Annotated in this window: 12 protein-coding genes; 6 read left to right on the top strand and 6 right to left on the bottom strand. The window is 49.4% G+C overall.

Translation table 11 applies throughout. The annotated features are described in order from the left end of the window. Positions 1-254 precede the first annotated feature (254 nt). From tnpA to JIN85_RS18505, 6 genes are all read right to left on the bottom strand, one after another. Entirely contained in the window at positions 255-716 is a 462-nt protein-coding gene (gene tnpA / locus JIN85_RS18530; RefSeq protein ID WP_200273611.1) for an IS66 family insertion sequence element accessory protein TnpA, read from the bottom strand. A 386-nt stretch (positions 717-1,102) separates the two neighbouring features. Beyond that, positions 1,103-1,531, bottom strand: coding sequence for a hypothetical protein (locus JIN85_RS18525; RefSeq protein WP_200273609.1), 429 nt, complete (start codon positions 1,529-1,531; stop codon positions 1,103-1,105). Beyond that, positions 1,528-6,918: an RHS repeat domain-containing protein gene (locus JIN85_RS18520; protein WP_200273607.1), complete on the bottom strand. Its 5,391-nt coding sequence runs from the start codon at positions 6,916-6,918 to the stop codon at positions 1,528-1,530. Before JIN85_RS18520 ends, JIN85_RS18525 begins: the two co-directional genes overlap by 4 nt. 31 nt (positions 6,919-6,949) lie before the next feature. Further along, positions 6,950-7,924 carry a hypothetical protein gene (locus JIN85_RS18515; RefSeq protein ID WP_200273605.1) on the bottom strand — a complete coding sequence of 325 codons (975 nt, stop codon included), beginning with the start codon at positions 7,922-7,924 and terminating at the stop codon, positions 6,950-6,952. Between the two features lie 46 nt (positions 7,925-7,970). After that, the gene (locus JIN85_RS18510; RefSeq protein WP_200273603.1) at positions 7,971-13,643 is read right to left on the bottom strand and encodes a PA14 domain-containing protein; all 5,673 of its coding nucleotides are present in this window, start codon (positions 13,641-13,643) and stop codon (positions 7,971-7,973) included. Between the two features lie 713 nt (positions 13,644-14,356). Next, positions 14,357-15,292 (bottom strand): UDP-glucuronic acid decarboxylase family protein, encoded by a 936-nt coding sequence (locus JIN85_RS18505; RefSeq protein ID WP_200273601.1) that lies wholly within the window; start codon positions 15,290-15,292, stop codon positions 14,357-14,359. 154 nt (positions 15,293-15,446) lie between these two features. Between JIN85_RS18505 and JIN85_RS18500 the strand changes: the two genes are divergently transcribed. The 6 genes from JIN85_RS18500 to JIN85_RS18475 form a co-directional block, all read left to right on the top strand. Beyond that, on the top strand, positions 15,447-15,911 hold the full coding sequence (locus JIN85_RS18500) for a GbsR/MarR family transcriptional regulator (protein ID WP_200273599.1): 465 nt from the start codon (positions 15,447-15,449) through the stop codon (positions 15,909-15,911). Beyond that, on the top strand, positions 15,908-16,456 hold the full coding sequence (gene nusG / locus JIN85_RS18495) for a transcription termination/antitermination protein NusG (RefSeq protein WP_200273597.1): 549 nt from the start codon (positions 15,908-15,910) through the stop codon (positions 16,454-16,456). Before JIN85_RS18500 ends, nusG begins: the two co-directional genes overlap by 4 nt. 201 nt (positions 16,457-16,657) lie before the next feature. Further along, positions 16,658-17,833 carry a UDP-galactopyranose mutase gene (glf, locus tag JIN85_RS18490; RefSeq protein WP_200273595.1) on the top strand — a complete coding sequence of 392 codons (1,176 nt, stop codon included), beginning with the start codon at positions 16,658-16,660 and terminating at the stop codon, positions 17,831-17,833. 23 nt (positions 17,834-17,856) lie between these two features. Continuing rightward, on the top strand, positions 17,857-18,795 hold the full coding sequence (locus tag JIN85_RS18485; RefSeq protein WP_200273593.1) for a GDP-L-fucose synthase family protein: 939 nt from the start codon (positions 17,857-17,859) through the stop codon (positions 18,793-18,795). A 47-nt stretch (positions 18,796-18,842) separates the two neighbouring features. Continuing rightward, positions 18,843-19,199, top strand: coding sequence for a four helix bundle protein (locus tag JIN85_RS18480; protein ID WP_200273591.1), 357 nt, complete (start codon positions 18,843-18,845; stop codon positions 19,197-19,199). Positions 19,200-19,252: 53 nt separating this feature from the next. Next, the coding region (locus tag JIN85_RS18475; protein ID WP_200273589.1) for a GDP-mannose 4,6-dehydratase at positions 19,253-19,536 on the top strand (284 nt) is incomplete at its 3' end.

Here is a 19,536-nt window from a genome sequence, read left to right as displayed (position 1 = left end):
GACTCCCTTGAGCGCCTCAAGCGCCACGCGGGCCTTGAATTCGGGGTCGTGTCTTCTGCGTTTGCTTTTCATTTTGTGCGTGTTCGGTTCGGTTTAGAGTCCGCACCCAAACACCACAATCATAGCTTAGCCATTGGACCGGTTTTTGGGGACCAGCTCACACCACACGCAGACCTTCCCGCCACGGCACCTCCTTCGCCATAGTGTTCAGGAATGCTTGGACACCTCCGTGTCGGAGTGCGGGACGATGAAGCTCACCAATTGAACGCCACCACCACTTTCTGGCGAATGTGCCCGCCATGGTATCCCGGCGTCTGACGGCTTCCTCGCTTCACATATTTTGCCCGGGATCTTGGATCGCCGTAAGCGTGTTCCCAAGCGGCATCCGATCCCCGTTGCTCCGGCAGCCGGACTTCAAGTGGAATGGTGGACCCTGCTGGTCCTTCCGCGCACTCCACCTCCGCCAGCAGCAAGGGGAAGGCCCCTCCAGCGGGAGCAGCCATTGCGGGATACCCTCCGGTCCGCCGCTTCCGCTTCTGGAGCCAGGTGGCGAAGGTTTGGTATTTGACCCCATGCCGGGCAGCGAACTCGGGTCCGCTCAAGCCACTCGATTCATAGGCATCGAGCAGAGCCTCTCGCTGTGAGGCACTGGTCCTCACCCTGCCAATGGCGTCCATCCTGATCAGCTTCCCGGTGTCCTCTTTCGTTGTCGTCATAGCCACTATGCCTATGACGACAACGATACTGCTCCTGTAACAGTGTTCAGGAGGTGCTACAAACCACGCTTACTCTCCCAGATGCGGAAGCGGACTTGAACGTGATTCCAATGACCTATCTGCCCCGGGAGATCACGTCAGGGGCTGCCGATCCGTGCAATCCGTAAAACCCCTTCGACGAAGTCCCGATCGGATTGTATCGCCGAGAGTCGGCCGCCGAGTGTTTGGCTTGTCTGATCAGCGGTTCGAGCTTGTTCCAAATTTCCGTCGTGATCGCCGTCCTTGTTGTTCCAGATTCCATTCCAAGTAATGAAGCGAGCATCCAAACAGTCATACAGACCACAATTAATCAACACGATCTAGACTGCCCCCAAAGAATTGCCGATTTATGGAACGTCCACAATATCTTCCCCCATAGTATGTACAATTTTACATTTCTTGTTCGAAACCCAATTAATATAAATTAAGTCACCCAAAAAGGATACCGGCAAAATCGAACCCTCCCCTGATTTAAATATATTAACCGAGTTTTTCGAATTTCCCCAGGCCACTCTGCTTCGATCTGGGCTTACGGTTGGATTCATATCAATTTCAAAGCTGAATCCATTATGATCCGATATTTCGCAGACTCTAGAAACAACGAAGCTTGTTTCAATATTCTCCCCACCCTTTAATTCCTCTTTGGAAAGTAAGGCCTTGATACCAAGCGCATCATTATTCACGTTAATTTTAGAAAGAAACACCAAAGACAATAAGGTAACAATAATACCCATAAACAAGCCCGAGCATAGTAGCAAAATCGATTTTAATTTCATCGCTTTTTATTAGGATATGGTTTATTCTCAGGTTTGAGATGATTACCAGGTCCATGATGACCTTCTGAGGCGGGAGCATCTTTAGCCTCCACTTTACCTGAGCCCTCTTCATTGCAAGCTGTAATACTATAATCGTATTCAACATTATATTGAGTGATCCCAGCTAAATCTTGTGCATCCATCTGAAAATCCTTATTCCCTGAAGCAATGTAAGCAACACCTTTCAGCCTTCCTCCGCAACATGAAATTTCGCCTATTTTAACACTTGCAGTGAATGAATTCTTAGATGGATACGGGCTAAACATTTTTGGATTACTTGGATTCACCAATACTAAATTGAGTGCATCAAATTCGAATTGATCATTATAAATACCGTAACTACCATCCTTATCTGGAGGAATTGGCTGTCCAGCTTTATAATCTGGCGGAACCGCTCCCATTTGAAATAATTGATTTAAATCATTAGTTGCTAACCTGATTGTCAATACTACAGAAACCGAAACCTTTTTATCACCATCGCACTTATCATTAGTTTTACAATCTGCTTGCGAATCACGCTCAACAGCAACTGTCATGATCGCAGCCTGAAAAGGTTTTGACAATTTACCATCATCATAATCCACACCAGGGACAGAATATGTACTTGAAACCAAACCCAATCTATCAATTTGACTTATAGGCTGATTGTTAATCATGACATACATATTAAACCCTCCAGATTCTTTAATCGGATCTCTTGATGGCCATCTTCCAGTAACAGGATCATACCACCTATATCCGTAGTAGTACAGGCCCGTGATTGAATCCTGCGGTTTGGTGCTAAAGCGGTAGCGGTATTTTCCAGCTGTGTCGGTATTCACCACAGTATTTCCGAATGGATCATATTCGAAATGGGCTTCAACCGTTCCGCTCGAGTTAAGATATTCACTCACATTACCATTCCCGTCATAGGTTGGATAGAAGACTGGGTCGCTGGCTTCATCTTCATGGCATACCGCCAACAGTCCTCCAACTCCGCCCGCACCCTGCAGGCTGCCGCTCATGTCGGTCCCCCATGCATAAGTCTTAGCGATCGCCCCGCTGTTGTTGTATTCCGCGATTCGATTCCAGCCGTCATACACGTAGTAAGTCCAACCGCCTGCCAAAGCATTGAAATGCCCGATCATGCGTCCTTGAGCATCATAGCTGTAAAATGTGGTGACGGAAGATGTACCTCCGTCAGCCGTCTTAAGTCGGTTTTCCGCATCCCAAGTGAGGGATGCATTGCTGCTCGTAGCAAAAGGAACAGGGTAATCCTCCGCATTGCCATCGTCGTCATAGCTTGGACTCAGGGTTCCGATTGCCGTATATTGATTTAGCGCATTAACTGTGTAATTGTTGCTACTAGGTAAAGTCAGACTATTGGCCGATTTGAGGCGATTGCCAATTCCGTCGAACTCATAGCAACGATCATTGGCAGGCACGGAGCTGTCTGCCTTAACCACTTCGCCTTTGGCGTTGTAGCCCCAATCCCACGATGGAGTGCCGGTAAAAGCGGTGCCTGCCGCGATCACTGCGGTCCGTTGACCCAAATCATTCACCGAGTAAGTGAATTTAGAAATCATCACCGTGCCAACTTCATTTTCTTTTGATTCAAGCACGTCCCGATCGGTCTCCCAATGGTTTGAGACGTAGAGCGCGGAGCCAGTGATAGATTCAATTAAACTCTTACTATTGTCAACATAGGAATAGTTGAATGTACCAAGTGCCCCGGCTTCGACGGTTTCCAGTCTGCCGGAGGTCGTATGGTAGCCGTAGGTCACTTCGTTTTCTACAGTTGCTCCAGTCTTCAGCTCCCAACCGACTTCATGGCCAGCTGAATTAAGCGCTTTGCGATCCAATACCCGAACAAACTCAAACGTTCCATCCTGATTCAAATCGTAGGAAATGGTCTCCGTGTCTACGGCAAGGGTAGCAGGATCGTAGACGTATTCAACCTTGGAACGTTCTTCCTCGGTAACCGGGTCATGTTGTTTTATAGCCTCGTATCGACCAAAAGCATCATAGATAATGGAGACATCCAGAGTGTCATCTGAGTAATCCTTCGTCGTGAGCAGCCCATGAGTGTAGCCGTAAGTAGTCAATACACCACGTTCCCAAGTGCGGGATTTTAAACGTCCAGCTGCCGTGTATTTATAAGTTGCACCTTTGTCGGCGTTATCTCTCTTGCTGAGAAGAAGCCCCCGATTTAAGTCGTAATTCCAATTTGTCTTAGCAAATCCTGGCGTAGTGCTTTCCGGTTTAATTCCATGGGAGAGTGATTGGTAGGTCCGCAATTCCGTCATTCGATTCTGATCATCGTATAGGTAATAAGTTGCGTAGTCTTGATCTCCCCACTTTGCCTCGATCCGACCTGTCGGATAGTAGCTCCTGTAGACAACGTTGGAGAGTGTCGATCCGGAGCTATCTACTGTGTCTGGAGCATCGATTTCAATACAACGACCTAATTTATCCATTACAAATTCAGTCACACGTGACCCTGGAGCGGTAATCGTCATAGCTTGACCCGCATCCGTGTAGTTACTGTAAGTAGTGGTGCCCGTGCGTGAGTCCACAGATGTCTGAACTCGGTCTAAGATATCGTAGGTGTAGCTAACACTCGAAATTATCGAATCATCGCTAGCCTTCGAAGTTTGGGATTCCAAGCGATTCCCTGTAGTAGTTGAAACCACCTTGGTGCCATCTGGGTTCACCAGTATTTTCGTAGAATTGCCACCCTCGGTTGCTATCGTCTTTTCGAATCGAGAAGTATCTCGTCCAATCACCGCTTGCTTGCTACGATATCCGTCACCCGAGAGCAAATTTGTTCGCACCAAGGTTCCATTGATACTTATTCGTGTACGTCGGCTAACTCCGATACTCTCTATCTCCCCATCATCAATGACGTCATACTGATAGGTAGTCAATCTAGCGCTGCTAGCCGGGATCTGTTGCGTTTGGGTTGCGATACGCCCCTCGCTGTCATAAGCGATTGTTAAAGTCACCCCGTCTTGATCGGTTGTTGTTTCTGATTTACCTCTACTTCCTGCTGAAGCACTCGGGGGATAATAGGTTTTGGTCATGTCAACTCCAGCATCGAAGTTACTATTGGTGGGCAGCTCAACTTTATAGACCCGCCCTAAGGAGTCGAAATAACTTTTCTTCCATTCCGTAGTGCTAAGGTTTTCCATGGAGTACAAACCGCCGCCATTCTCATTGTGAACTCCGTAATCATATGATGCTGGAGCAATTGTCGTGCCCGTGAGCGATTTCAGTTGGCCATCGGTATAATTCTCAGTGATTTTGGTTTCTCCATAGGGATCAGACTGAGTTACAATCCGTCCTCCCGCTGTTGGGTAACTGTAGGAATAGGTTGTTGTTTCTGCCACCGCATCTCCATCGGCATCGGCGCTTCGAGTAGACACCAAATTTCCATTTATACTTTCAGTCCTTGCACTGATCAACAAACCACCTCTATATTTACTTATGCTCAGCCCTTGATAACTTGTGTTACTTGTGATCGGAAGCGGATCGCCGTCATAGTGATGATAGGTGAACTTTACCACACGCTTAAATTGATCGTAGATAAATATCTCAACCGAAGCATCCCGGTTCCGATGCGTTCCTAAGCCGCAGCAGATGTACTCAAACTCTTCGTAGTCATCCATGTTGCCGTTGTAAGTAATCTTGGTCGGGCGGCCAACGGAGTCCACGGTGTCTGCAGTCCAAGAGTTCAATACCAAACCACTGTCGATATCACTTACTTCCTCCGAAATTTGTTCCTGCCATTCGTTGTACACTCGTACGGTCTCAGTACCCGAAGTAATTGCAGTCTGAGATCCAGCACCGGTTTGCTCGGTGATCTGTAAATTTCCAGCTATTTCGTTGTATTCGTATAGAGTGAACGTTCCGTCTGTATGCTGCTGCCACTTTGGACGACCCGCACGGGTCACGATGTCATCCTGTGGGTAGTATTCGGTCTGCTCTGCCAGCCACTGGCTGCCGATCTTGTTCTCCTTTTTAAGAATCTTCCCGCCTCCCGGCACCGAGACAAAGGTTTTCTTTTCCTGCGAAATCGTCTGCCCCGCTATACTTACCGTTCGTGTGTAGCCACTACTAAGAATACTCGTAACCGTCTTTTTGGCCGAACTCAAGATTCCTGTGCTATAAGTCTGTCCCTTCCATCCTTCATACAGTGTCTCAGTCGCCACTGAAGAGGTGGGACTATCAGAATATTGGTGATACTCCCAAGACTTATCGGGCCTGATAATAGTCTTAATCCTACCGTGAATTGCTGGATTCGAGTTAATATCATACCAAGTGTAATTGGTTTCAAGAGGTTCGGCATTTTGGCTATCATAGCCATCAATATGCTTAACTAGTCGCTTATAACGTGAATCACCACCAGCCACCTCGATTGTCATATCCTCATATTGATCTAGTGTTTTGGATATAGTCACTAAGGTCGAGCCATAGGAAACGCCACTACCGGTAGTCGAAGGCGTCACATCTACCCGCTTGGTTTCTTTCACTAAGGTATAATCATAAGGGCGACTGCCACGAGAAGTGTAGGTCGCAATAGTCTCTTCTACCAGCGCCCCCATGCTTGGAGTTGAAGAACCTGCGTCCCAGGTTCCTATATAAGATTTCTTGATAACTGTGTCGACAACAGCATCGGTCGTGTAAGTTTTGTATTCCACTCGAGGTGAAGTTCCAGAATGATCGATGAATACAATCTGCAGTGTATTAGTGTAGGCCAGTCCATCGTCAGTGGTAAAGATTGATTCGTAAATCGGTTCGCCGCTACCAGTTAGCGTATAATATCCTCCGGCTGTTGCTGAGCTCTTTCGTGAAATGTCATAAACCTTTACTCGGAAGCCCACCGCCGCATCTTCCACAATGGTGAAGGTATCTTCCGTCACCAACTGACGAATGGTATCTCCATCGCGGAGAATTTCCATATTCGAGCCTGTATTGCAAGTGAGCACGGATGGATCCAGCACTGCAGATGTGATCGACGGAACCTCGATATAAAGTAGAATGCCGTCTCGGTTGAGTGGCCCTCCACCATAATAACGATTTACAATCTGATCCATTGACAGAGGTTGAGATCCCAATTTCTGGCCACTCGTTACCCCATACACAAAGCTAGACAACATATCCTCTGGAGCAGAGTAAAAAACACTACCCACATTCAAATACCACTCGAAACTAGATGAGTCATCTCCACTTTTTTTACAAGGCTGAGGATCATCTTTGACCTCCTCATCTCCTGGTACATTCGGTCGGGCAATAAGACTGCCCGTGAGAGCCAAACAAAGAGCAGCACATCCAAAAAAAGCTGACTGATTCACAAAAATATTCCTCATCGTATTAAATCTTATTCTAAATTATCCGATTTCATTGAGCGCCATTTACGGCATCATTCCTTTTTTCAAGTTTAACTATGGCACCTTCAGCTGCGTATCGCATTCGGCGGTCTTGCTTTGCGATTTGGGTCAAGTTTTTTTGATCTTGGTCAGTACCTATTACACCGAGCACTGCGATCGCGGATAACTGAGCATACACTGGGGCATTCGGATCACTGAGGAGCCTACGCACTATGCGTAGCGATTCCTGACGATCCTCCAGTTCGGTAAGAGCCTGAATAGCAGCCACCCGGTTGCCAACGTAGGAGGCCTCTTCCGCTTTCGCAACGGAGCGAATCTTCTCGGCGTTCTCTTCGAATAGTGACTCAGCTTCCTCTGGGCTAACGGTCCACTTTCTAAAATTGCGCAGCGCGTTTAGCGTGGTTCCCCAAGCGCTGCCGTCCTGAACGTCAGCGGCGTCCAAGACACTGGCGATGGCTCCGACTAGCAATTCACGATCCGCCAAAGTATGGATGGAGTCGCCACCAGGTTTTGCAGCGATCCGCTCACTATCGATCATCCAGTCGAACGCGTGCTGTACGGCATAGTCCCTAACGACTTCGTTTGAATCCGGGTTGAGCATGATTCGCGCTAGGCAGATGCCGTATTCCGGTGTGGCCCGGCCCTTCAGCCTTAACTGCTCCATGATTTCATTAAGTGAAACCAAAGCTTCTTCCCGCCCCCTTTCAGGTAATGGAGATTCAAGATAGCTAAGAAGCTTGCACAGGTCTTCGTTCTCAACCTTTAACGGCAGTTCCCGGATAGCACGGATACGCTCCGGGTAACGCCGTTGATTGTCCAGAATCTTTGTCATCCGCTCTTCTCTCTCTTGGCGCGCTAAGACTGCTTCTCCAGAAGGGGTTGCCTGCTTGGAGTCGTGATGATGAGATAATGTCCAAACCAAACACGCCACGATCACTAAGGCGATGAGGATTAAACCGAATCGGAATTGTCGGAAATTTTTCAAACTTTTGCGAAAGTTGAATTAGCGATGCTGTTTATCTCTACAGAAATCAGTAGCGGGCGACCACTTCACCATTTTCGTCCAGAATTTCGAAGTAATGGCAATATCCACCATCCATGCTCGCCGGCATCAAGAAGCTAGCCATATAAACTCCGTTAACAAAGTCCTCAGCGGTAAGTAACAACTCTGTGGAACCGTCGAGGAACATTACTCCGGCTCGATCAATGACAACCCGCACGGTGTACCCAAGCGGAAGACCCGTAATAATGACCGGACTCTGAACTAAAATATAGCCTGGGACATCCGTTGCTTTTTGTGTGGTCTGAAAAACCGCGTCGGTCGCTCCAGCAAAACCCATAACCTCGATACCACCACGCGCTACAATCGGGCCACCTTCATAAAGTCTAGCTAAGATGCCGTAGGAACCGGATGCAGTAGACTCAAGCTTGGCATAGCTGCCTGTTCCTTCAGCTCCGCCTTCGAGCAGACGTAGTGGAGCCGCCACTTGGAGTGTGAGTGCGGCTGGCACATCTAGGTATGTATAGGTATTGGCGACTTCGTTCCCGAGATACATTGGATCACCTCCAAAATCGGAGTCGTAAACTTCAATTTCCACTGAAGAGCTGGCCCCACTGGTGTGTGTAGCTGTGAGCGTGTAGGTCCCTGCTTGCTGGAAGGTTTGAAATACTCCTTCACTCGCTGGGTGTTGACTGTAGGAAAGTGAGCCAACTTGATACGCAACCTGCGCCGTGTCTCCTGCCGATTGTGGATAGTTGAATTGCAGAGTATCTCCAACTCTAATACTGTAGCTACTTACCGAGTTCAGATTGAGTGGAGTCCAATTCAATGAAATCTGATGAGTATTTGCACCACCTTCAAAGCTTCCGACCACTGTCGTACTTCCATTTGTATTCAATGGAACGTCCGCAAACCAGTGTTTATCATTCAATCCAGTCTGCACTGCAGCGTCGGCACCGTTCCAAGTAAGAATCAAATTCCCTGGATAACGGGTGGATCCTTCAACACTGGCTGGTGATGTGTGGGATTCACCGGATGCCGTTTGTATTGAGTTATGTTGATAGAACCATGCAAGCCAGTCAATTGTGCCATCTAGATCAAGATCAGGGCCAGTTGGACGTCTCAATTCAAATCCAAGGAGTTGGAATGTTTCGCTCGCAATCGTGTTGTCGATGAAGAATTCAACCCGGTGAGTGCCACCACTCAACACCCCAGTTAGTACCCGCATGGTAGCAGTTTCATCCTTCGGATAAGACATCAGCTGAGATCCGAGCGAAACGGAATCCACTGTAGTCTCAATCTGCAGCTCTTTAGTGGCGTGAAGTTGACTCAAGATCGTGCCTTCCACAGCCAAGATCCATTGCTTGCCAGATTCCGGCACAATGAAATCAAAAGCAATCGACCCGCGGAAATTATCCCCCACCACTCCATCACCAAATTCCGACCAAGTCATGTTGCCACCAACCGGGGTATGAATATCAATCACCGATACCACTTGCTCAGAAGCCCCCACACTTGCCAGCGGATCGCCATCAAGCTGGTAGAAGCTTTCACCGTCAGTGATGCCATCACCATTGCTATCAACAAGGGTCGGATTGGTTCCAATCAGGTACTCAATCCGGTTTGAAAGTCCGTCATGGTCATAATCCCCACGCTCACCTTCCCGGTCTATATCGACAAAACCGTTATCATTCGTATTCAGCCCGTAGGAAGTTTCCCATGCGTCTGGCAGATAATCGTCATCCAAATCGTCAGTCTCTGGAGTATAGGAGGACAACGCTTCCGATGGAATCAAGCTGCGTTCACCATCGTCGCATGCCCATCCAAGGCTGAAACTACAAGTCGTGCCGTGGCCACGTTGATGAATTACCTCGATGAAATACTTATGGCCTGCTTCCAAAGCTACCGGATCGCTCATTTGTGAGGCAAACAAATCCCACGGCGCGCCATCGGACGACCAAGCGATGCCCTGACCAGATCCCATTTCCGGAGCGATTCTGGCGATCCGTTGTTTTTTGTATTTGGTTTCATCCGTTGAGAGCCATAGTTCAACCGAAGTATTGCCGCTGACCCAGAATGTGTAGTTACCGGACTGCGGAACTTCAATGTAACCACGGGCTCTGCTCGCTATGTAATCCCCAGTCAGAACACCTGTGGTTCCATCCACCATAATATCCGTTGAACTCGGGGTATCATAGTAGCCCTTATCACTCACTGTGCTCGTAACGGAATAGAAAGGCATTTCATCCCAACGGCTAAACGATAGGAATCCATCTACTGAACCTGCTGCAAACGGATCCGTGTTTTTCATGGATTCCGCCCAGTTCGGCACACTGTCCCCATCGGGATCGGCTAACTGATGAAAATTCCCTTCGTTGGTATTTGCTAAGCTGAAACCATGAGTAATTTCCCAATCATCACGCATTTCATCGTAATTTTGGTCGTTTGCTTCACCAGCGTAAGATTCGATCGCACTAGGCGGAATCATCTCACGAGCCTCACCAGGAATTTGCCATGCAATTTCAAGGTGATCAACACCACTTCCCTCCTTATGTAAGGCTTCGATGAAATATTTTTCACCAGCTATCAAGTGAATCACCGGGCTTTTCTGAAACGGGTGACCATCCCAAGACTGAGCAACGGTCGTTCCAACGCAATAAGCAATCCGCTTGCGATCGAACTTAGACTCTGAAGACGAAATCCAAAGTTCTCCATTATCATCAGATGAAATCCAAAAACTATAATCTCCCGTTACAGGAGCAGTGATTATTCCACGAAGCCTCTGTGTGTAATTATCCCCCCAGTTTTGAGCTGATTCACCACCAGGAACAACACCCGTTAAATCTGCCTCCTCAAAGAAGCGCTCGCTATTACGGAAGTCGTTGATGTTACCTCCTTCCGCATTGGATGTCCAAACTTCACGAAACATCGCTCCAGCCAACCGGTTAGGCGTATAGGGGGAGCTTCCGTTCTCATACTCAAGCCAATTTACAATTCCGTCACGGTCCGGATCACCACCTAATCCATTGTCTCCTTCAGCACTCATCGGATCAAGCCCCGCAGCAATTTCCCAGCTGCTTGGCATGTCATCGCCATCTGGATCCTCAATATCATGAGTGTGGCCTTCCAGCGCCGAACTCGGAATAATATCGATACTTGAAGTTCCGGGAACTGTCCATCCGATTTCGAGATGGTCGTTGCCCACCGATTCTTTCAACCAAGCCTCAATGTAGTATTTCTGACCTGCCTGAAGAGAGATACCCGTCGATTGCTGGCTACTGAACAAATCCCACTGCTCCACTCCAGTCGCACCCTCAACATAGGCTATCTTTTGTTTGGCAAACTGGCTTTCACTACTAGACAGCCATAGCTCGCCATGATCGTCACTCGCCAAATAAAAGGTGTAAACCCCTGTCACAGGTGCAATCACAACACCACGCAGCCGTGAACCATAATTATCTCCTCGGTTGGCTGGTGTTGCGGCAGATGTCACAAATTCCGTTTCGTCCGGGGCAGCAGTAAATTTGCTGCTATAGCGTAGATGATTAATACTCAATCCATTGACATTACCCCAAGTATCCAGCGTCAAACCTCCGGCCTCACGAAAACGCTCAAATGGATCGGTATTATTGATGCTTTCTTCCAAATTGGTCACACCATCGCCATCCGGGTCGGCAAGAGGATGTTGATCTGGGTAAATGGTTCCATTGTCACTGGTGCTAAATCCATGAGTCAATTCCCACGAATCTAATAATTCGTCGTTATCAATATCATCTGGATCAAAGGTAAACGACATTAACGCTGACGCAGGAATCACTTCACGGCTACCTCCGAGAATCTGCCAAGCAATGGAGAAATGATCATCACCGCCCCCCTCTTTATGGAGCACCTCCATAAAATAGCTCTCTCCTTCCACCAGGTGAATGGTTGCAGATTGTTGTGAAGCATTGCTATCCCAGCTCTGCTGTCCTGTTGCTCCGCTCACATAAGCAATCTTTGTTCGTCCAAACTTCGATGCCGTAGGCGAAAGCCACAGCTCACTATCATCATCCGATGCAATCCAAAATGTGTAATCGCCTGTCGTCGGCGCAGTCAACCATGCGCGACCACGTGCAGCAAAGTTATCACCATCATTGATCGGTGAAAGTGCTCCATAAAATACCGATAATTCGTCCGCAGTATCCCAATAGCGTGTGCTATTACGAAAATCGGAAAGCGAGTTCGTTACATTTCGCCAAACCTCACGTGCCATCCCGCCCGAAATCGAGTTTTTCGTGAATGGATCACTGTTGATCTCATACTCCATCCAGTTCTGGATACCGTCTGCATCCGGGTCAGCTGCTCCTCCATCGTCATCTCCTGCGCTCATCGGATCAAGCCCGTTGGTTGTTTCCCAGGCGCTAGGCATTTCGTCACCATCTGGATCGTCTAAATCAAATGCATGACTCGATAACGCGCTCCCCGGTATGATACTGATTGCCGTGGCATCTGGAGTCATCCAACCGATCTCCATATGATCGCTTACAAGTGCCTCTTTTAGAATCGCTTCAATATAATAGCTTTGGCCTGCAACCAACGAAAACGTCACCGATTGTTGTTCTGTATATTTATCCCATTGAGCCACATTGGTTGATCCATACATTCCGGCGATCTTTTGCTTCCCAAACTGGCTTTCACTACCGGAAAGCCACAGCTCGCATTGATCATCGCCAGAAATGTAAAAGGTGTAATTGCCAGTAACCGGAGCGGTGACCAAACCTCTCAGCCGAGTTCCAAAATAATCTCCACGATTCGTGGGTGTAGCAGCAGAAGTCACATACTCTGTGCTATCAGGAGTAGACGAAAAACGAGGGTTCCAAGTTAGAAATTCAACCTTTGTGCCTCGGATACCATCCCAAGTATCCATGGTCAGAACGCCTGGAATACGACTATGAGTTGTCGGATCCATCCCAAGACTAGCCTCCTCATAGTTGGTAAATCCATCGTGATCCGGATCAGCGAGTGCCAATTGATCAGCTGCAGTTGCCGAATTCAAACCATACTGTAACTCCCAATCATCAGGTAATTCGTTTTCATTCAGATCATTGGCGTCTAATGTAAATGACTCGATGTAAGACGAAGGAATCAATTGCCGAATACCACCTGCCTGCTGCCAAGCCACCTCTACATGATCCGACACCGACCCTTCCTTGTGAAGGACTTCAAGAAAATACGATTGGCCTGCCTGTAGTGTAATACTCACCGACATCTGGCTTGTTTGATCATCCCACGCATTCACACTCGTAGCACCCGCCAAACTCGCAATTTTCACTCGATCAAACTTCGAATCCGTCGTCGATAGCCACAATTCCGAGTAATCATCTGACGATATCCAAAAGGTATAATTCCCCGTAGTTGCAGGCTTCAGATAGCCACGCAGTCTTTGGATATAGTTATCTCCAATATTTGAAGGAACCGCATTCGAATCAACCAGATCCTTCGTGTCCGGGGCTCCAAAAAGAACAGGATTTTCATATAATCCAGCCGTTGAGGTGCCAGATACATCAAACCACAACTCCCGGCTGAGCTTTCCAAGCTCTCCTGCCATAGTGGTTCCCAGACCAGCCAATATCGCTCCAGCACCAACCACAGCGGACTTGTTCTTTCGAATGATGCTTTGACTAAACACAACACAGAACACAGAGACCACTCGCCATTTCGTCAATGATCAAAATTAAAAAATTATTAAGATAACCATAAATCAATGACTTAGGAGTGTAATATTATTAAATTGATCTGTTTATTAATGATCCCATTTTCGGCCACAACGAACATGAATGCCGCGAACCGTCCAGATTCAGATAATCTGCAAGTAGATCAATATTACCGAAAAATACCCGCCCAGCCCTGAAGTTTACAGGTTCCAACAAGGAGAAAACCATACAATTCTCACTTTAGACCGCTTTGTAAGATCACGAGTTTGTGAAGCGGCTACAAATCAAAATAGGGCCGACAAATCGTCTGAATTGCTTCCTTCAGATGATCAGGTAATCGCGACCAGCAATCTTGGATTCTCGCCAATGTGGGACAGAGCAGGACTTGCTTTTGTGGACCTATTTGTGGACATGGCCAGCTTGGGATTTCGTAAGTAATTGAACCCGAGACCATAACGCTCCACGATTTTGAAGGTTCGAATCCCGCCAGCCCGACCAATTTGGTCACCGAAGTTTTCTGACCTTCCCAAAACATTTTCCCCTCCTGCTCCGCAATCCTACGGGCTGGCGGGATGAGAACCCCATTGAGCGAAGCGAGAGGGTTTGAAAGCAGAGGATGTCCCCGACATCCAAGCTCCAGCATCGGCACAGCCGCATCCTGCTTGGCCGGAGCAACGCGAAGGCAATCCCGCCAGCCCGACCCATTTGGTCAATATCGGAAATCTTACGCTTCTTTGAGCAGCTTGCGGAAGTAGTCGATGGTTGGATCGAGGCCGTCTTCCAAAGAAACGGTGGGCTGCCAGCCTAGGTCTTGCTGGGCCAGGGTGATGTCGGGACGACGCTGTTTTGGATCATCGCCAGGAAGTGGCAGGTAGGTGATTTTGGACTTACCGCCGACTTTTTTCAGCACCAGCTCCGCCAATTGCAACATGGTGAATTCCCCTGGATTACCGATGTTGACCGGACCGCTTTGGGTTGGGTGATTCATCAAGCGGATGAAGCCCTCGATCAGGTCATCGACGTAGCAGAATGACCGGGTCTGGGTGCCGTCGCCATAAATCGTGATGTCCTTGCCGGTGAGTGCTTGGACGATGAAATTGGAAACCACGCGACCGTCGTCCGGCAGCATTCTGGGGCCGTAGGTGTTGAAAATCCGGACCACGCGAATTTCGACACCGTTCTGGCGATGGTAGTCGAAAAACAAGGTTTCCGCGCAACGCTTGCCTTCGTCGTAACAGGCGCGAATTCCAATCGGATTCACACTGCCCTTGTAGGATTCAGGCTGAGGATGGACTTCCGGATCGCCGTAAACCTCTGAAGTCGAAGCTTGGAAAGCACGCGCGCCCACCCGTTTCGCGAGTCCCAATGTGTGGATCGCGCCCATGACCGAGGTCTTGGTGGTCTTGATCGGGTTGTGTTGATAGTGCGGGGGTGATGCCGGACAGGCGAGGTTGTAGATCTGATCAATCTCAAAACGGAATGGCTCAGTCACATCGTGGCGAACCAATTCGAAATGCGGATCGTCCAGCAGGTGCAGGATATTGCGTTTGCGCCCGGTGAAAAAGTTATCGAGGCAAATGATTTCATTTCCCTCACGAAGAAGGCGTTCGCACAAATGAGAACCTAAAAAGCCCGCTCCACCGGTGATCAAAATCCGCATGACGGGGATTCTCGACCGGAGAATCCGCTTAAATCAAGGCGGATTCTGAAATAGACCGCGAAAGTTCAAAAAAGATTGAACAAACCTGAATTCGCACGCAAAGGTTGTCCCCGTGAATGATTCAGCCGGATCCTCCAAGCGGCAATCCAATGGCTTGGATGCCATTGAACGTCAAGTCGTCGACGTTTTTATCGATGGCGTGAAAGTCCTCGGGCTGCCCCGATCCATCGGGGAAATATACGGGCTCTTGTTCATTTCCCAGCAACCGCTTTCACTGGATGATCTCGTTGAAAAACTGGAAATCAGCAAAGGCTCCGCGAGCCAAGGACTCAAGCTCCTCAAGGGTTTAGGCGCGGTGAAGGAAGCCGTCGGTGAAATTGACCGCCGCACTTATTACCGCCCATCCTTGGAGTTAAAACGTCTGGTCGGCGGCTACATTCGTGAGCAAATCCGCCCACATCTCGATAGTGGAAAGTCCAAAATCTCACTAGTTGCCACCCGCAGCATTGACGATCCGGAACGACGCGAGTTTCTTGAGGACCGACTCGATCAGCTCAATAGCTGGATGCGCCGCGGCAGTCGGGTCCTGCCAATTCTGCAAAAACTTCTCGGTCAATGACTCCCCCGCACGACTCGGCACCTGCATGGTATTGCGTGCGGACCCAGACCAAGCGCGAGCACATCGCCGCGAAGCATCTTCGCGAGCTCGATGGGGTCGAGGCCTTTTGCCCGCGCTTGCGCTATCGCAAAGCTACCCGCAGAGGAAAGATCTGGTGGGTCGAACCGCTTTTTCCGGGATACCTTCTCGCCAGATTCCAAATCGCCGAAATGGAACGCGCAGTCACGTTCTGCCAAGGTGTCCGTGGATTGGTAAGATTTGGCGCGGAAATTCCTCCGGTCCCCGATTCCTTCGTCAGCGATCTCAAGCATGAAATCATCTCACGAGAAGATGCAGATGAAGAAATGATCACCGTCCCTCCTGCCATCGAATTGGGCGAGGAAATCGAAATGGCCTCCGGCCCGTTAAGTGGCATGCGCGGCACCGTAGTCTCGATCATGCCCGCCACAGAGCGGGTCAAAGTGCTATTGGACTTCCTGGGCAGACCCCAGACCATCGACGTTGACCTGTTTTCCATTCTTCTCCCGCGCAAACCTCTCCCGTAAAACCAGTCCAATCAATTTTCAAACAAACTGTTAGATCGTTCATTTTTGATTGAACTACGCTTCCCGCTGTCGCTTCATCGGCAAGGGTTAAGCCCCGTATGACGATTCCACTCGTCCAAACTGATTTATCCGCCCGGTTTTCTTCCAGAAAAGGAAGAATCGACCGAGGGCGGCAGCGTCTAAAAATCGATTTTTGCTCTTTTGCAGGCTGAGGCATCTACAGATTTCTTAATCATCGGAGCTGGGTTTTCAGGACTTGTCGTCGGTGAGAGACTGGCAGCTGCTGGCTGGAAATGCACGGTAGTGGATCGTAGGAGCCATTTTGGTGGGAATGCATACGATCGCATCGATGAAGCCGGTGTTCTCATCCATCCCTACGGACCGCATTATTTTCGGACGAATTCCAAAAGGATTGTCGAATACCTGTCGCGCTTCACGGACTGGCATCACGTCAACTACACGATCAAAAGTTATACGCGGGATCGATTTTGGAGTTTTCCAATCAACCTGAACACCTTCGAAGAATTTCTAGGAAAACCGGCGACCTCAGAGGAATTCAGCCATTGGTTAGAGCAGACCAAAATCCCAATCGAGCGCCCGAGTAATTCCGAAGAAATCATCATCTCCCAAGTCGGCCGCGAACTTTACGAGTTATTTTTCGAAGGCTACACGACCAAACAATGGAAACGCCACCCCCGCGAGTTGGACGCTTCCGTCTGCGGACGAATCCCAATCCGCACCAATCGTGACGATCGCTATCTGACAGAAGAATTTCAGGCACTTCCCAAAGACGGATATTCCGCCATGTTCGCCAGGCTGATCGAGGCTTCACCAAATCTCAATGTCCACCTTGGGGTCGACTTCGAGGAAGCCAAGGCGCGTTGGAATTACAAACACCTTATATTCACAGGGGCCATCGACGCTTATTTTGGCCGCTGCTTCGGCCCCTTGCCCTACCGATCCCTCAGATTTGAGCATGAATCCTTCAATCGGGATCAACTTTTGGGGCGAGAAAAAATCTCGAACCAAGAAGGATTTTGGCAGCCTGCCGTCCAAGTGAACTACCCGGATGCAGACGTGCCTTTCACCAGGATCGTTGAGGTGAAACACGCCACTGGGCAGCAGGTAGATGCCACTACAATCGTAAGAGAATACCCTAAAGATTGGCAGCCGAATGAGGAACCGTATTATCCAATTCCTGCCGCAGACTCTTCGACTCTATACCGACGATATGCCGAGCTCGCTGCCTCGGAGAAGCACACTAGTTTCATTGGACGCCTTGCAACTTATCGTTACTACAACATGGATCAAGTAACCGGCATGGCTCTTGCTGAAGCTGAGCGGCTGCTTACCCGATACGGGTCTCCTATTTCCTAATAAAGAACGTCATCCAAACACCTATGAAAAAGATCTTCATCGCTGGTCATCGCGGCATGGTCGGCTCCGCGCTTGTGCGTGAAGCGGAATCTCGCGGGGATTTCGAAGTCATCACCGCCACTCGCGATCAATTGGATCTGCTCGACCAAGCAGCGGTTTTCGATTTCGTCGCAGCTGAAAAACCCGACATCGTGGTGATCGCCGCAGCGAAAGTCGGCGGCATTCACGCAAACTCGACCTATCCGGCCGACTTCCTTTACGAAAATCTCGCCATCGCCTCGAACCTCGTCGAAGGCAGCCGCCGCGCCGAGGTCGATCGCGTGCTATTCCTCGGTTCTTCCTGCATTTACCCGAAACTGGCTCCGCAGCCGATGCCAGAAGATTGCCTGCTCACCAGCCAGTTGGAAGTGACCAACGAAGCTTACGCGATTGCCAAAATCGCCGGCCTCAAATTGTGCCAGCACTACCGCGCTCAGCACGGACTGAATTACCACAGCGCGATGCCGACGAATCTCTACGGCCCTGGCGATAACTATCATCCGGAAAACTCCCACGTCATCCCCGCTCTCATCCGGCGTTTCCATGAGGCAAAGGAAGCCGACGCAGAGTCGGTCACCATTTGGGGCACCGGCACGCCACGCCGCGAATTCCTCCACACCGATGATTTGGCAAAGGCTTGCTTCCACCTGCTTTCGCTCGATAACCCACCGGACTGGGTCAACGTCGGGGTCGGCGATGACATCAGCATTCATGAATTGGCGGAGCTCGTCGCAGAAACCGTCGGTTTCAAAGGCGAAATCCTCACCGATCCAACCAAGCCGGACGGCACACCTCGCAAGCTGATGGATATTTCCAAGATCAAAGCCACCGGCTGGTCCCCTGCCATCGACTTCCGCGAAGGCCTCGCCGCCGCCTATCAAGACTTCCTCGCCAGCCTCGAAACCGGCGCTGCACGCCTCTGAGCGGCGGGGAGCTGGGAGAAAAGAGCTTGGAGTTAATATGACGGCTCATGGAAAATCAGTTTCGTTTCCAGAATCTTGAAATTTGGCAGCGAAGCGCCGACCTGGGCCAAACTTTATTCAATATCGCTGAAGAATTAGAATCTGCGAAAGCTTACCGCTGGGCAGAGCAGCTCCGAGCTGCGGCACTCAGCATTACCAACAATATTGCGGAAGGCTCCGGAAGTTATTCGAAATCAGAATTCGCCCAGTTTCTTAATTACGCACGCCGCTCCACTTTTGAATGCGCCAACATTTTACTCCAACTCAAACCCCGGCTCTCTAGCGAAATTCCAATGGATCCAGTTTTCAAAGAACTCGCTGAAATCAGCCGAATGATCCACGCATTCCGCAAATCACTCCTTTAACACTGAGACTCCCAGCTCCCAGCTCCCAGCTCCCAGCTCCCAGCTCCTCCACCATGAAAAAAGCACTGATCACCGGAGTTACCGGTCAAGACGGATCCTATCTCGCTGAATTCCTGCTCGAAAAAGGATACGAAGTCCACGGCATCAAACGCCGCGCTTCCCTCTTCAACACCGAGCGCGTCGACCACATCTACGAAGATCCCCACATCGAGCACGCACGCTTCAAGCTCCACTACGGCGACCTCACCGACACCTCCAACCTCACCCGCCTCCTCGCTGAAATCCAGCCCGATGAGGTCTACAACCTCGGCGCCATGTCCCACGTCGCCGTTTCCTT

Source organism: Luteolibacter pohnpeiensis (genome assembly GCF_016595435.1).
In the GTDB taxonomy this organism is placed as follows: domain Bacteria; phylum Verrucomicrobiota; class Verrucomicrobiia; order Verrucomicrobiales; family Akkermansiaceae; genus Luteolibacter; species Luteolibacter pohnpeiensis.
Note: the sequence above shows the minus strand (reverse complement) of the source record. Positions and strands in the feature narration are given on the sequence as shown.

What these genes read in the sequence shown, in the direction of transcription:
- tnpA (WP_200273611.1), bottom strand. Translation starts at nt 716, where the DNA reads ATGACGACAACGAAAGAGGACACCGGGAAGCTGATCAGGATGGACGCC.
- JIN85_RS18525 (WP_200273609.1), bottom strand. Translation starts at nt 1,531, where the DNA reads ATGAAATTAAAATCGATTTTGCTACTATGCTCGGGCTTGTTTATGGGT.
- JIN85_RS18520 (WP_200273607.1), bottom strand. Translation starts at nt 6,918, where the DNA reads ATGAGGAATATTTTTGTGAATCAGTCAGCTTTTTTTGGATGTGCTGCT.
- JIN85_RS18505 (WP_200273601.1), bottom strand. Translation starts at nt 15,292, where the DNA reads ATGCGGATTTTGATCACCGGTGGAGCGGGCTTTTTAGGTTCTCATTTG.
- nusG (WP_200273597.1), top strand. Translation starts at nt 15,908, where the DNA reads ATGACTCCCCCGCACGACTCGGCACCTGCATGGTATTGCGTGCGGACC.
- JIN85_RS18485 (WP_200273593.1), top strand. Translation starts at nt 17,857, where the DNA reads ATGAAAAAGATCTTCATCGCTGGTCATCGCGGCATGGTCGGCTCCGCG.
- JIN85_RS18480 (WP_200273591.1), top strand. Translation starts at nt 18,843, where the DNA reads ATGGAAAATCAGTTTCGTTTCCAGAATCTTGAAATTTGGCAGCGAAGC.